Here is a 13612-nt window from a genome sequence, read left to right on the forward strand (position 1 = left end):
CGGCGTGTTCGACGTCGATGCCACGCTCGGCGAGCAGCGCCTCGACGTCCCGGCTGGGCTGTGGGGTGCCAGAAGTCGGCCTGTGCCCGTGAGCTGGGGTGATGCGACGGTGCGGGTGGCGGCATGATGGTCAACTGTGTCCGTACGCCTGCTCTATCTGATCTTCGTTCGGGTATGCAGATCCGGAACCTTCTCATGGACCTCGGCGACCGGGCGGCCGACTTCCTGTTCCTGGTCCGTGACCGGGCGGGACAGTTCACCGCCTCGTTCGACGCCGCCCTCGTCGACGCCGGCATCACCACCGTCAAGATCCCACCCCGAACCCCCCGCGCGAACGCCTGCGCAGACTGGCGCCCCACAGGCTTCTTAAGTCGCCCACGTTGCAGGACATTCAGCGCATCTCGCCGGAGTCGGAACTGTGGGCCATCGTCTTGCCGTCGCTGCAACCGGGTCGCTCGGCTCGGCCGGCGGAGGTTGTCGCCTATAAGGTGGAACCGTGTGCGAGGGTGCGGTGAGGTTGTTCCTCTGCGGCGACGTGATGCTCGGCCGCGGTATCGACCAGATCCTGCCGCATCCCGGTGACCCGACACTTTCCGAGAGATACGTCTGGGATGCCCGCAGCTACGTCGAGTTGGCAGAGGCGGTGAACGGCCCGATCCCTCACCCGGTCGACTTCGCCTGGCCCTGGGGAGATGTGCTGCCAGCGCTGGACGAGGCTGCGCCCGATGTCCGGGTGCTGAATCTGGAAACCACCATCACCCGGTGCGATGCCTTCGCGACGGGGAAGGAAGTCCACTATCGGATGAGCCCGGACAACCTGCCCTGCCTGACTGCCGCTCGACCTGACGTGTGTGTGCTGGCAAACAACCATTTGCTTGATTTCGGTCACCGGGGGCTCATCGAGACGCTCGATGTGCTGTCCGGTGCCGGGCTGATGGGGGCGGGAGCCGGACACGACGCAGAAGAGGCCCGCCGGCCCGCGGTTGTGCCGATCGATGGCAGCCGGCGGGTCCTGATCTTCTCGATCGGGCTGCCGTCCAGCGGCATTCCAGCGACGTGGGCCGCGACCGAGGGCAGGGCCGGCGTTGACCTCGTCCCGGAGCTGTCGGATGGCTGGACCGACGAGGTCGCGGGCCGTGTCCGGCAGGTGAAGCGGCCCGGTGACCTCGCCGTCGCGTCCATCCACTGGGGCTCCAACTGGGGCTACGACGTCGATGACGACCAGATCCGCTTCGCGCATCGGCTGGTGGACGGCGGTATCGACATCGTGCACGGACACTCGTCGCACCATCCACGGCCTGTCGAGATATATCGGGACAGGCTCATCCTGCACGGGTGCGGCGATTTCATCGACGACTATGAGGGGATCGCCGGCTACGAAAGCTATCGGGACGACCTGCGGCTGGCGTACTTCGTGTCGGTCGATCCGGGCAGCGGGAATCTGATCGACCTGCGTGTGATGCCCCTGCAGGCACGGCAGATGCGACTTCGGTACGCCGGCTCCGAAGACTCCGCCTGGCTACAGGAGATTCTTGACAGCATCAGCCGCGGCTTCGGGACACGGTTCGGCCTTCAGGCGGACGGCATGCTCTCGCTCCGCTGATCATGAGCGAAACTGAAGCCGCCCGCCGACCCGATGGGTGATGACGCCGTCGCCCTCGCCCGGCCCGGACAGGTCCCGGGCCCGGACAGGTCCCCGGCCCGGGCCCGGGGCCGTCCTGTGGGGTGACGAGGATGAGGCCCCGTCAGTGGTCCCCGCTGATCGTGAAAAGGCCGGTGCGCAGGCTCCTGCTGGTCAGATGCCTGCTTCCTGTTGGTGCCCGTTATGCGAGGCATGCCAGACCTGCGGGACGGCAGATGCCTGCCCGCGGGTGTGCTGCGCAACGTAGGTGCCAGCAGCGATCGCCGCAGCCACCGGCCATTCGACGACCTCGCCCACCGCGAGCACGCCGAGCCCCAGGTAGTAGGCGCTCTTGCCGGGGGACGGTAGGCCGACCGGACCGAGGCGCCAGCCCGTGTGGCCGGCCCGCCGGCCGAACTCGAACCGGGCGGTCAGGAACGGCAACCGGACCGTAGCGGCCCGCGTACGCGGCTGGCCAGTGTCCGGGGAGGCCGACGTGGCCTCCTGGGGCCCTGCCCGTTCGGCGGTGCCCGTAGCAGTTGAACGCCGCGGTCTCGCGGTCGCGCTGCCCGTCCTCGTCGGTGTCGGTGGCGACATCGCACATCCCCCCTCGGGGAACCTCTCCGTGTTACGACCCCTCGTAAACGGTGACAGGTTTGGTGTACCACGGGCGCGGCGCCGGCGCAGGGTGGCCACCGATGCACCCTCTGAACCGGGTCACGTCCATGGGTGTGACCAAGGAGGTGTTCGCCGGCCGCTTCATCTGGGTTGAGGCCGGCGTGATGGACCCGAGTGGAGGAGGGCCATTCCTCGCCGCGGAGCGGCAGAAGGCAGCCCCGGCACGACCGGCCGTCGACGTTTTCGCCGCAGGCTAACCACTCGTCGGCGCTCGGTGCCGAAGGCAGGCCGGTAGGACGCCGGGAAAACGCCGAAATTTCGAGCGGAGGGTCACGTCCGGAGGCGCAGCCGCGCGGTGACGCGACAGTGTCCGATCGATCAGTCAGTCCTCGTCATCGCTGATGCCGTGCTGGGCCAGATGTACCTGTATCGCCCGTTCAAGGGCGTCGGTGTCGAGGCAGGCCGTCGTTCCCTTGGGGGAGACGACCGCTGCGAGGTGAATGGGCCAGGGGCAGACCGGGCAGACCGCGACGAGCCTCGCCATCGGCAGAGCGGTCACCAGGCCAAGGTCACCATTGACGGGTTGCTGCCACCACACCCTCTAGTACTACCCCACTGGCGGCCGGCATCCCGGTTACTGGCGCCTGCGTTCCGATCCGGCGAGCAACGGGCTGCAGGAGTCCGGCCGCAGGTCAGCCCCTCCTCGCCGAGGCTGCGGGGGCGTCCGCAGCAGGCCGGCCCGGGACCCGACGCCGACGAGTGCTCGAACCCACCGCGCCACAGGGGGTCAGTGTTCAGGAGTCGCCGACAGCACCAGCCGGGACCGCCGCGTCCCACCACCCCTCAACGCAACAAAGCCCTCCATTCCCGGCGGCATGCAACAGTCCCGGCGCTACCCGTTTCTCGGACGCTCCCTTTGCCGACACCTCGGCGGTCTCGAGCACGCGTCGTGGATGTTGGGGGTGGGACGGCCGAGGAGATAACCCTGGGCGTATCGGATGTGCGCGTCCCGGAGGGCTTCTACTTCAGAGTGTGATTCGACGCCTTCGGCGACGATCTTCGCGTCGATCGCGGCCGCCACTGTCGTCAAGCCGGCGGCGACTGCCCTCCGGGCCGGATCACGGTCGATACCGTGAGTAATAAACCGGTCGATCTTGACGATGTCCGGTCGTAGTCGTAGGAGCTGTTCAAGGCCGGCGTAACCGGTGCCGACATCGTCAACGGCGATGTGGGTGCCGTGGCCGCGCAGCGTGTCGAAGGCCCGTGCCAGGTTGTCGCTGTCCACCATGTACTCGTGCTCGGTGATCTCGACTGCTAGGCGCTCGGGTGAACCGGTCGACAGGATCAGCTTGACCGCGTCGTCGGCCAGCGCCGCGGCCGACAGGTTGATCGCCAGCGTGATCCCGGGCGGGATGTCGGGCAGTGACTGAACGGCCCGGCCCAGCGCGGCCAGTTCGAGTTCGGGGCCCAAGCCGACCGTCGTCGCCTTCTTGAACACGTCCTCGGGTGAGCTGTCCAAGGCGGGGAACGTGGTCAGTGCCTCGACCGCGACGACCCGGCCACGTCGGCCCGCGTGCAGGTCGACCACCGGCTGGAAGGTGGTCCGCAGCGCGGCGCCGTCCAGCGCGGCACGGATCTCGCGCCAGGTTCGGCTCTGTCTGTCCCAGAGGTCGCGAACATCGATGACGAAGTCGGTGAGGAACCGCGCGAGCAGGCGCAGGAAGCCGCCATCGTGCTGGGGCAGCGCCGGGATCGGCTCGCTCCCCACACAGCCGATCATGCCAATCGGCTCGCCCTCGCTGTCGGTGAGCATCGCCGCGGCGAAGGCACGCACACCCAGCTCCCGCGCCCCCGCCAGCTCAGCGGCACGAGGATCCGCGCGGGTGTCGGGCACCAGCGACGGCAGATCGCCCCGCTCGACTGCTCCCCACAGTGACCCCGGGCGTCGCACTGTCGAGTACGGGCTGAGCCCGAACCGCCCTGCATCCCCGCACAGCACCTCAAGAACCAAAAGATCGTCGACGAACCGGCCGAGCCAGCCGACGTCCATCCGTAACCGGCGGCGCAGAACTGCCACCAGGTCGGGGAGTATCGAGCCCGGTTCGGAAACATTGATCCGCGGGCCCAGACAGGAACCCTTGGACGCCATCCGCGTTCCCATACCGTCAGACCTACCCGTCTCGGTGTGGGTGCCCTCACCGGGCCCGGCATGAAGTCTCCGGAGCAGCCAGACGGGTCGGGGTCCGCTCCGTCGATCGCCGGGCGCGGAGATGACCTGCACCCCGACATGATCCACCAGGCAGCCCCAGGCCCCGGCGCCCAGGTTACAAAACAGCCCTTGAACGGCACACGAGAACCTACTCGCCCACCTCGCTCCCGTCGCGACCGCTGAGCCCATTGAGCGTCCCGGGCAGCCAGCCCCGGTAGCACCGTTCTGGCACCCCACAAGGCCAGTCGGACACTTCCCGCCGACGCCGGTATCACCGCCGTCAAGATCCCACCCCGAACTCCGCGGGCGAACGCCTACGTGGAACGGTTCGTCCGCACGGTCCGGACCGAGCTCACCGACCGGATACAGATCTTCGGCGAGCGGTATCTGCGCACTGTCCTGGCCGAGTACGCCGCCCACTACAACGAACGACGACCCCACCGCAGCCGCGACCTTCAACCACCGCGGCCCGACCACCCCGCCGCCGACCACAGGACGTGCGTGGCACGCGGCGCGTCAGCATTCCGGTGTGCTGAGCCAGTCGACGATCGCGCGGGAGATGGCGCCGTCCGCGCGTTCGTCGTATCCCTCAAAGCACGGCATCGAGTTGGCCTCCAGGAAGAACCATTCTCCCGTCGCGCGGTCGATCTTGAAATCGACGCCCAGGAACGGCACGCCGCAGAACTCGGTGAGGCGAGCGCATCCGTCAGCGACCTCCTGCGGCGGGGCTAGCGAGCTGTAGCTGTTGACGCCGCGGACTGTTCGGTAGTCGAGTACCGGCGAGTCGATGAGCTCACCGAACGACTGGTCACCGACCACATGGATCCGTACATCAGGACCGATGACGCGCTCCTGGAAGAGTACCGGCAGGTGCTTGATGCGTGGCAGGTGGGCTTCGTGCCGCGGCTCGAAGACTGTCGCCCAGGTCTTGGTGGCGCTCACGCCTTTGAAGATCGTGCCGTTGCGGCAGCTCCGGATGAACCGGGACGCCTCCGCGGGATCGGAGGTGAGACAGGTTTCCGGGATCCGCCAGCCGCCGACCTCGCCGAGGGTGACCGCGTGCAGAACCTTGGTAAACCCTGAAGCTTCACGCAGCGGGGGGTTCATCACCTTGCTGGGAACCGCCTCCAATATCCTCGCCAAAGCCTCTGCCTGCCCGCCGGCGGCCGCAGCCAGTTCCGGGGTCGGCGCGGCCGCGGAGACGTCCATGAGGCGGCACCAGATACCCGAGAAGTCGCCGAGACGGTGATTCTCGCCGGACATCGACAACTCGGTTTCGCTGGGGCTGTCCAGCAGTATGCGGATACTGCCGTGCATCGCCAGCGACGGCAGGTCGACGGACCGAAACGCGACCCGCGCCCGCCGAAGGGCCTGCACCCCGGCGGTGAAGGTCGGGTCGGCCGCTAGACCGAGGCAGAGGATCACGGTGTGAGCTGATTCAGTAGTGCGGTGTATACCCGTTCTTCGACGAGCGGGAACAGATGATGGTCGGGCCAGCACGATACATCGAGCAGCCGGGTGACGCCGTGTTCCAGCTCCACCGTGAAATCGGCGAAATCCATTCCACTCTGCCGGAGCCAGGAGATTACGGGGGCCACCCGGTCGGCCAAGTCCTCGCTGAGACGCTTCCCGGTCGTGCTCACATCGAACGTGTCGGTTCCGGCGAGGAGGATCCGGCGAGCGCGGGTCGGATCCGTGTCGCTGATCTGCACGACGTCGAACCGGCTTCGAGGAGCATCGGGATCTGCCATCGTCCAGCTGGGCAGGTGGTACACCGTGGTGCCGGGCGCGGACCCGTCATTGAGGATCACGGTGCGTGGCGGGGCGACGGCGCCGCACCCTGCGAGCTCCAGAGGATCCAGGCGCGGGAAAAATCCTTGGGTGGTCGGTCTATTGACGACGGGCCCTGGCCACAGCGCGACCGCCGACCAGAAGGCCGCGTATCTCTCGGCGGAGATGAAGGCCCGCTGCGTGTCCGGCTCATGGCCCCAATCGCCCACCCCCCGGGCCAGCACACCGCTGACCTCTACCTCGTCGACCGTGATCCGCGTGCGGCAGACGCGATCCCGTGTCACGTGCACCGTGATCCCTACTCGACCGAACTCGCTCGCCACCACTGTCGGAACGCCGCTCCGGTTCGCGAAATCGGCGAACCGGCCGGCTGTGCCGTCCGTGTCCGGGGCGATGACTAGAAGAGTCATTGCGCCGGGGCGTCAAAGGAACGCAGGGCCTCGGCGACCTGCCAAGCGGTCCTCGCGAGGCCCTCGACGACCGCTGGCCTGGCCTCGGCGGGGATGAACGGCTGCTCCTCATCGGAGCCGCCCTCGTCCGTCGGCGATTCTTGAGGAGCCGGATCCATGAGGTCGTCCGGCTAGCGTGGACTGCGAAGCAGGCCCACGGATCTCTCCACCGTCTCCTTACGTTCGGTGGTCTCGCTACTTTCGCTGCTCTCGGTGCTCTCGGAACGCTCGGAGGTCTCGCTGCCCTCAGTACCTTCAGTGCCTTCGGAGCCCATCCTGGAAGCTTCGGTGAACCCGCTCCGCGAGGCCAGGCTGCGATAGTTCGCAGCGAGTCTTCGGATTTCGATGGGAAAATCTGAGAACGATGACCGTCCGGCCATGGGGCCCTCCCGGAGTCCGTGCGCTCCCTGCCTGTGACTCCGATAGAAACACCCGCACGATAGGCCCGTCAACGAGATTGAACCCAAGCAAGCGTGAACATGCACCCGACGATGGACGCGCCATGGGCGTCGGCGTACCTGCCGGCCGATCTCCACGGCGGTGCAGTGCCGCAGCACGCCCTCGAATATCGAGGAGACCTCGGAGCGCAGCGTCCGTGGCAGTTGGCCAGGTCGGGGAACAACAACCCGAAGGGCCCGGGCTCGGGTCCGTGTCACCAGGCGCCAACGGGCGTGTTGCCGCAGCTCAGGACCAATGTTGACGAGGGAGAAGCATCCACCGAAAGACGATGGGTTCCCGCGGCGGCACTGGCACACGGCCGCCGGCCGGTGGAGGTCAACACGGACAAGGCCTCTGCCTACCCACGGATCCTCTACGAGCCGCTACCCGAGACCTGCCACGTCGACGCGCGGAGGGAGAACAACCGGATCGGGTCCGACCACAGCCGACTCAAAGGCCGACTCCGGCCGATGCGCGGACCGAAACGGCTGCGTTCCACCCAGACGATCAGTGCCGGGCACCTTGGTTCAGAACATCCACCGCGGCCACTATGAACTCGGCACGGACGCAGACCCCCGACTGCGGGTGCCGGCTGCCTTCGAAGATCAGGTACTGCAGGCGCACGGACACAGCTGGCCATCATGCCGGCAGCCGCGCCGTCACATCATCCCTGCTCACAGGCCCAGGCCGACTTCTGGCACCCCACAGGGACCTACGGCCGCGGTGCGTCGAGACCGGGCGCGCCCCAAACCGGGAACCAGCGCGACAGATCGGGCTCGATCGGGAGGTCGTCCGCCAGGATTGCCCTGACCTCGAGTTCCAGCGGGTTGTCGCGACGCTCATCGTCGAGTGGCGCGAACGGGTACCAGGTGCCCCGCTTGTACAGGTAGATCAACCCCAGCGGCCGGGTGTCGTCGGTGAACGCTACGACGGTGCATAGCAGCGCCGCGCCGAAGCCGGCGTCGGTCAGCGCGGCGTTGACCGCATGGAGATCGGTGACCAGCCCGGCGAGATCCTCGGTCGCCGTCCGCCGGATCAACCAGACGTAGCCGTACGCGTCGGTCCGACGCTCGTACCGGCCGCCGTCGAGCGCGAGCAACCGGTCGATCTCCCCCTGCAGGCCGGCGAACGCGCCGCCCTCCGCGGGTTTGGCGCATACCGATCCGACCCCGGTGGGTCGCCATTGCGACCGCACCTGCAGGGTCACGGCCGCCGCGGGCAGCGCGAACAACCGGTCCAGGTTCGGCTGGACCGGTCGGGACCGGCCGAGCAGTACGTCGAGGATCCGCATCCGGCGACCTGCTATCTGGCCTCGCCGAGTTCGGCCGACAGCCGGGCGAGCCGCGTCAGCCGGGTGTCCAGGGGTGGGTGGGTGGAGAACAGCGAGGACAGGCTGAACCCGCCCGCCACCGCCGGCGCGAAGAAGAACGCGTTGAATGGTTCGGCCGCCCGCAGGTCGCGGGTCGGGATGCGGGACATATCGCCACTGATCTTGGTCAGCGCGGACGCGAGCGCGGATGGCCGGCCGGTGAGCAGCGCCCCGGACCGGTCCGCGGCCAGCTCGCGGTAGCGGGAGAGTGCCCTGGTCAGCACGAACGACAGCGCATAGACCATGGTCGATACGAGTACCACCACGAGAACGACGAGGGTGCCGCTGTCCTCGTCGTCGTCGTCCGTGTGGCCGAGTCCGCCGGACATTCCGGAATAGAGGCCGAATCTGGTGATCAGCCCGGCGAGCACCCCCAGGAAGGACGCAACCGTCATCACCGCCACGTCCCGGTGCGCGACATGAGACAGCTCGTGGGACAGCACCCCTTCGAGCTCCTCGGCGTCCAGCCGCCGGAGCAACCCGGTCGTGGCACAGACGACGGCCCGCTTGGGGTTCCGGCCGGTCGCGAACGCGTTGGGCACATCGACGTCCGCGACGGCAACGGCCGGTTTGGGCGTGTCGGACAACGCGCACAGCCGGTCGACGACACCATGCAGCTGCGGCGCCTGCTGCGGGGTGACGACCCGGCCGCCCATCGCGTACAGCGCAATCCGGTCGGAGAACCAGTACTGGGCGAACAGCAGGCCCCCGGCGATCACGATGACCAGGACCGGCGACAGACCGATACCGATCAGGACGGCCACGAAGGCGACGTAGACCAGCCCGAGCAGGAAGACGGTCACCAGCATCCGGACCGTCAGCCCGCGGTCGGCGGAGAATCGTCGCGGCGCACGCACGACCATCATCGACTCCTCAGCCTGGGATCAGACCCTCGTCGCCGAGCAGGCCGCGGACCTCGGTTAGCGTCGTGTCGGCGGCCGGGAGCACCAGATCGGACGGTGCCAGCCGGTCCGCCGGCGGCGTCGAGCCGAGTTCGCGGACACGGCCCAGCAGTGCGTCGACCGCGGCGTGGAAGGCCTCCTCGTCGTCCGACCCGATGGCTGTGACCAGCCGTTCGTCCAAGACGTTCAGTGCATCCAGTTCGCTGTCGGGAACGTCGAACTGTCCCTCGCCGAGGATGCGTATGATCATGATCTTCCCTCCGGCTCGGCGCCCGGCGACGCGGTCCCGATCGCCCGCGGCGGCCCCGCGGCGGGCAGCGTGCCCTTGATCGTGGCCAGCTCGCGATCGACGTCGGTGGTCGCTGACAGGCGGTCCAGCTCGGCCTGGATGTCGTCCCTCGGCCCGGTCGCCGTCGCGTCGTCCAGCGCACCGGAGGCGAGCAGCTCGTCGATCGCACCCGCCCTGGCCTGCATCTGCTGGGTCTTGTCCTCGGCTCGCTGGATCGCCAGCCCGACGTCGCCCATCTCCTCGGAAACGCCGGCGAACGCCTCGCCGATCTTCGTCTGCGCCTCGGCCGCGGTGTAGGTCGCCTTGACCGTTTCCTTGCGGGTCCGGAACGCCTCGACCTTCGCCTGCAGCCGCTGCGCAGCGAGCATCAGCCGGTCCTCCTCCGCCCGTAGCGACGCATGCTGCCGCCCGAGGTCCTCGATCTGCCCGGTCACCCCGCCGCGCCGACTCAGCGCCTCCCTGGCGAGGTCGTCGCGCCCTGCAGCGACCGCCTGCCGGGCCTGCTCCGACAGCTTGCCGCCGGATTCCTGCAGCTGCCGCACCTGCAGCTCCAGCCGCTTGCGGCTGGTAGCGACGTCGGCGACGCCGCGGCGTACCTGCTGCAGGAGTTCGAGCTGGCGCCGGTAGGAGTAGTCGAGAACTTCCCGTGGGTCCTCCGCGCGGTCCAGGATCTTGCTGGCCTTGGTCCGGAACACCAATGCCAACCGTCGGCTCAGGCTCATCGGTGCCTCCCTCCGCCGGGTGGCCCATGGTGGGCATTCCCCGGGCGCCGCCGGCAACCCGGGAGCGGGTCCATCTGTTTCCGCACCGGCGTCGTCCCTGCCCACGCGGGGGTTCTTCCCAACACGAAAGGAGACATGGCCATGTCAACGTCGCGCCGGGTAGTTTATTGACGATGACAGTCGTTTTCAATAATGTTGCGGGGTGACGGCGGCCGGGTAGCCCGGGGGATCTCACCCCCGGGCTACCCGGCCGGCAGTCGGACACTCTCTCCTCGTCCCGTCACTGGTCATCCAGCTGGTCGGGGTCGACCGGGGTGGGCGGCGAGGTGGGCAAGCAGCTTCTCCGGGGCTGTTCACTCCCACAACGCATCCCGTTCAGACGTCTTGGCCGGATCACACCCACGGGTGTGGGGAGGGCTGGTGCCCATGCCGCCAGACCTCCCGGTCGAAGCCGTCGCTCGGCCGCGAATGACGATCTTTGCCTGCGCGAAACCCCAGCTCGGCGCAGATGTCGTTCTGGCTGGTGCGTAGAGCTGGTCCGCAGAATCGTGTCGCTGTCTCGGCTGGACATCGAGCGGGATGCGCGGAGCTCGCTGGCTCACGGTCCCATGCTCCGCCGATGGTGGGGCGGTTCAGCGGTAGCTGCGGTGCTGGACCCGTGGTCTGACAGCGGCTGCGGTCCCACAGCTCGGCCCCGACACAACCCCGCGAACGTCCTGCGTTCAGCCGTAGACGGAGGAACGGGGTGATTTGGATAGAGGGGAGCTTGGGTAGGTACCTGAAAGGCTCTCAGATTCAGTAGGGAGCCAGCCGCTGGAGGGCGCTTGCCGGAAGGTCTCGTCCTATGACCAAGTGTGACTATCTAGCATGTAATCGAACTGAAGGGGTCGCGACGGTCGAGACCGCGCTCGGGCCTACCGATCTATGCCCCTCGTGTCGGCCGGTAGCCCTGGAGCTCTTCGCGGAGCTTGCGGCGGCGATGCCGTTCAAGAACGATGACGAAATCGACCACCTGGTCGAACAAGTGTACGAACGGCTAGCGATGGAAGGCGTGGTCGAGGTGTCCGTCACTCCGGACGGGACCCTGGTCTTTGTCCACTAAAGCCGGCCGCCTGACTATCCTGTGGGGTGCCAGAACTGGGCCGTCGGTGCGGCCACGGCACCGATGTCCGCGGCTTGCTCACGCAGGCGTTGGACCTGGCAGCCACCCGCGATGCGCTGTCCCTTGCGCGGACCGTCGCCCGTGGCCGCGTCACGCGACAGTCTCGATCCTCACCAGCGACGCGTCGCTCGACTAGCCCTGTCTTCCGCACATGGGATTTCGATGGGTTGACCGGCCCGGTTTCCGATCAAGGTGGCCGGGTGGGATCGACGCCGAGAATGTCGAGGAGGTGCTGGTGCAGCGCCGATGGGCGGGGGATGTAGGCAGGCTGGTCGCCGCGGGCGGGCACGAGGCGCAGCCTGCTCAGTGCGCCGAGGACCAGTGCTCCGGTGGGGCGGGCGGGACGACCGGCGTAGATGCCGGGGATCTTCCCGTCAGGGCCGGTACCGAGCCGGGCTTGGCGTTCGACCAGGCAGAAGACGAGCAGGGCCAGGCAGATCACGTGGATGAGGGCGTGGATCCGCTGGTTGGAGTGCAGGAACATCGGGGCGACCGCGAGCGGGCCCTTGAACGCGCCGTAGCGACGTTCAACGACTTCCTGCCCTTTGTAGCGGGCGAGGACCTCAGCCGGGCCGACGTCGTCAGGCAGGTTGGTCAGCAGCGCGTACCAGCCGTCGGTGGCAGCCTCGGCGTCGAGCGCGGCGGAGTCGAAGTTCCAGGCCAGGGCCGGTTTCCCGGTGTCCGGGTCGACGCTGGTGGTGGCGTGGAGGTAGCGGGTGACGCGGTGTTTCGTCGCCAGGAGGGTCAGGCGGGCCTGCACCGCGGCCTCGGTGCGGTAGAGGTGGTGGCTGCCCGCGGCGCGGGTGAGGGTGTCGAGGTCGGTGCGGGCGCGGCCGAGTTTCAGCGCGCGGGCGGCTTTCGCGGCCTGGTCGTTCGCCGACGACCAGACGAACACCGTGCGCACGGTGACCGGCGGGTCTTTCTTCCGGGGTCCCCGCAGGGTGGTGACGCCTTCCCGGACACGGTAGGCCGCCCGCTGGTGGAAGGGTTTGTCCTGGTCACGGGCCGCGACATAGCCGACGAGTGTGGCGGTGGCCCAGTCCTGGGCGGCCAGGACCTGGCCGGGCACGACGGTTTTCGGTGCCGGGGCGAGGAACGTGACCCCGGGCGTGGACGTCAACGCGGTCAGATTCGCGTAGGAGACGAGTTTGCTGTCGCCGACCAGCAGGAACTGTCGGGGGCCGGCGAGCCCGGCCAGGGCCCGCATCGCGCCGGTGACCTGACAGACCTCACCGGCGCCGCCGTCGTAGGCGCGGTGCAGCAGCGGGATCCCGCCGTCACCGGTGACCGCGAGCCCGGTCTGGACCTGTTTGAGGTCGGGGCGGCGGTCCTTCGGGTGGCCGTACTTCGGGGTCGCGTAGTCGCCGTCGATCTCGGGATAGGCGCCGTGCAGCGAGATCGATGTCATGTCCCAGTGGACACGGGACAGGTCGAGGTCGAACGCGGCGATCGCCGCGGCACCGACCGAACCGACCACGGCCTCGCAGACCGGGGCGAGCGCGTCAAGCGCCCGACCGACCCGGTCGTCGTTCAACACGTCCGGCGCGATACCGAACATCTCTTCGACCGCCCAGTCCCGTGCCCACCGTTCGACGTGCAGCAGCGGGGTCGGCGAGGTCAGCCGGTTCGCGACCAGTGCGGCGATCACGTCGCCGTGGGTGGCCCGGTTGACCTTGTCACGCATCGGGGCGAGTCGATCGATCGTGCCCGCGACATCGAGGCGGGCCAGGTAGTCACGCACGACAGGGAGCGCGCCGAGCGGCTTCTCGACGCTCGGCGGCCCGTAGTCCATCGCGACCGTCACAGCCAGGAACAGTCCCAGGCCCGTCACTACCGATCGCGGCCATCCCGACGTGATCCGAACAAGACATCACGTAGCTGTCTCACCGCACGCACGTGCGGAAGACAGGACTAGCCGCCGAGGGACAGTCCGCAGCCGAAATTGAACCGCCCCGGCCCTCCGCGAGCGCACTGTGTCGATCGGGGACAGTCCCGGCACGCGAAGGGGCGTGGAACGCCCTGCCTGAAGCAGATCGGCCGGT

At 68.2% G+C, this 13612-nt stretch carries 14 protein-coding genes and 3 pseudogenes; 6 read left to right on the plus strand and 11 right to left on the minus strand.

The window, feature by feature from the left end; genetic code table 11:
* Positions 1-4 precede the first annotated feature (4 nt).
* The 3 genes and pseudogenes from FRANEAN1_RS43250 to FRANEAN1_RS12385 all read left to right on the plus strand — a co-directional run bounded on the left by FRANEAN1_RS43250 (position 5) and on the right by FRANEAN1_RS12385 (position 1603).
* The gene (locus tag FRANEAN1_RS43250; RefSeq protein WP_347177103.1) at positions 5-127 is read left to right on the plus strand and encodes a hypothetical protein; all 123 of its coding nucleotides are present in this window, start codon (positions 5-7) and stop codon (positions 125-127) included.
* Between the two features lie 56 nt (positions 128-183).
* A pseudogene (locus FRANEAN1_RS43255) lies at positions 184-348 on the plus strand (transposase); the annotation flags it as partial.
* A 148-nt stretch (positions 349-496) separates the two neighbouring features.
* Positions 497-1603 (plus strand): CapA family protein, encoded by a 1107-nt coding sequence (locus tag FRANEAN1_RS12385; RefSeq protein WP_020460117.1) that lies wholly within the window; start codon positions 497-499, stop codon positions 1601-1603.
* A gap of 192 nt (positions 1604-1795) precedes the next feature.
* Here FRANEAN1_RS12385 and FRANEAN1_RS40885 read toward each other — a convergent pair whose 3' ends face one another.
* The 3 genes from FRANEAN1_RS40885 to FRANEAN1_RS12400 all read right to left on the minus strand — a co-directional run bounded on the left by FRANEAN1_RS40885 (position 1796) and on the right by FRANEAN1_RS12400 (position 4388).
* A complete protein-coding gene (locus tag FRANEAN1_RS40885; RefSeq protein WP_049795635.1) occupies positions 1796-2065 on the minus strand; it encodes a hypothetical protein in 270 nt (89 codons plus the stop codon).
* A gap of 556 nt (positions 2066-2621) precedes the next feature.
* Positions 2622-2798 carry a hypothetical protein gene (locus FRANEAN1_RS12395; protein ID WP_157472584.1) on the minus strand — a complete coding sequence of 59 codons (177 nt, stop codon included), beginning with the start codon at positions 2796-2798 and terminating at the stop codon, positions 2622-2624.
* 333 nt (positions 2799-3131) lie between these two features.
* The gene (locus tag FRANEAN1_RS12400; RefSeq protein WP_041254074.1) at positions 3132-4388 is read right to left on the minus strand and encodes an EAL domain-containing protein; all 1257 of its coding nucleotides are present in this window, start codon (positions 4386-4388) and stop codon (positions 3132-3134) included.
* 318 nt (positions 4389-4706) lie between these two features.
* Here FRANEAN1_RS12400 and FRANEAN1_RS38550 point away from each other — a divergent pair.
* Positions 4707-4937, plus strand: a pseudogene (locus tag FRANEAN1_RS38550) (integrase core domain-containing protein); the annotation flags it as partial.
* A gap of 27 nt (positions 4938-4964) precedes the next feature.
* Here FRANEAN1_RS38550 and FRANEAN1_RS12405 read toward each other — a convergent pair.
* The 3 genes from FRANEAN1_RS12405 to FRANEAN1_RS40890 form a co-directional block, all read right to left on the minus strand.
* Positions 4965-5873, minus strand: a complete 909-nt coding sequence (locus FRANEAN1_RS12405) for a hypothetical protein (protein WP_020460121.1) — start codon at positions 5871-5873, stop codon at positions 4965-4967.
* On the minus strand, positions 5870-6463 hold the full coding sequence (locus FRANEAN1_RS12410) for a hypothetical protein (RefSeq protein WP_347177104.1): 594 nt from the start codon (positions 6461-6463) through the stop codon (positions 5870-5872). The genes FRANEAN1_RS12405 and FRANEAN1_RS12410 overlap by 4 nt, the downstream gene beginning before the upstream one ends.
* Before the next feature lie 182 nt (positions 6464-6645).
* Positions 6646-6807, minus strand: a complete 162-nt coding sequence (locus FRANEAN1_RS40890; protein ID WP_157472586.1) for a hypothetical protein — start codon at positions 6805-6807, stop codon at positions 6646-6648.
* Positions 6808-7431: 624 nt separating this feature from the next.
* On the opposite strand from FRANEAN1_RS40890, the pseudogene FRANEAN1_RS43260 reads away from it, so the two are divergent.
* A pseudogene (locus FRANEAN1_RS43260) lies at positions 7432-7936 on the plus strand (DDE-type integrase/transposase/recombinase); the annotation flags it as partial.
* Here FRANEAN1_RS43260 and FRANEAN1_RS12415 read toward each other — a convergent pair.
* The 4 genes from FRANEAN1_RS12415 to FRANEAN1_RS12430 are packed head-to-tail and all read right to left on the minus strand — an operon-like array spanning position 7839 to position 10408.
* A complete protein-coding gene (locus tag FRANEAN1_RS12415) occupies positions 7839-8417 on the minus strand; it encodes a hypothetical protein (RefSeq protein WP_020460124.1) in 579 nt (192 codons plus the stop codon). The pseudogene FRANEAN1_RS43260 and the gene FRANEAN1_RS12415 overlap by 98 nt on opposite strands.
* An 11-nt stretch (positions 8418-8428) precedes the next feature.
* Positions 8429-9358, minus strand: a complete 930-nt coding sequence (gene htpX, locus FRANEAN1_RS12420; protein WP_020460125.1) for a zinc metalloprotease HtpX — start codon at positions 9356-9358, stop codon at positions 8429-8431.
* A gap of 10 nt (positions 9359-9368) precedes the next feature.
* Positions 9369-9647, minus strand: a complete 279-nt coding sequence (locus tag FRANEAN1_RS12425; RefSeq protein ID WP_020460126.1) for a hypothetical protein — start codon at positions 9645-9647, stop codon at positions 9369-9371.
* Complete coding sequence (locus tag FRANEAN1_RS12430; RefSeq protein WP_020460127.1) at positions 9644-10408, minus strand: PspA/IM30 family protein; 765 nt, start codon at positions 10406-10408, stop codon at positions 9644-9646. Before FRANEAN1_RS12430 ends, FRANEAN1_RS12425 begins: the two co-directional genes overlap by 4 nt.
* A gap of 844 nt (positions 10409-11252) precedes the next feature.
* Here FRANEAN1_RS12430 and FRANEAN1_RS40895 point away from each other — a divergent pair.
* The gene (locus FRANEAN1_RS40895) at positions 11253-11510 is read left to right on the plus strand and encodes a hypothetical protein (protein WP_020460128.1); all 258 of its coding nucleotides are present in this window, start codon (positions 11253-11255) and stop codon (positions 11508-11510) included.
* Between the two features lie 247 nt (positions 11511-11757).
* Here the strand turns inward: FRANEAN1_RS40895 and FRANEAN1_RS12435 are convergent, their stop codons facing one another.
* A complete protein-coding gene (locus tag FRANEAN1_RS12435) occupies positions 11758-13401 on the minus strand; it encodes an IS1634 family transposase (RefSeq protein WP_347176729.1) in 1644 nt (547 codons plus the stop codon).
* Positions 13402-13612 lie beyond the last annotated feature (211 nt).

This window comes from Parafrankia sp. EAN1pec (assembly GCF_000018005.1).
GTDB lineage: Bacteria > Actinomycetota > Actinomycetes > Frankiales > Frankiaceae > Parafrankia > Parafrankia soli.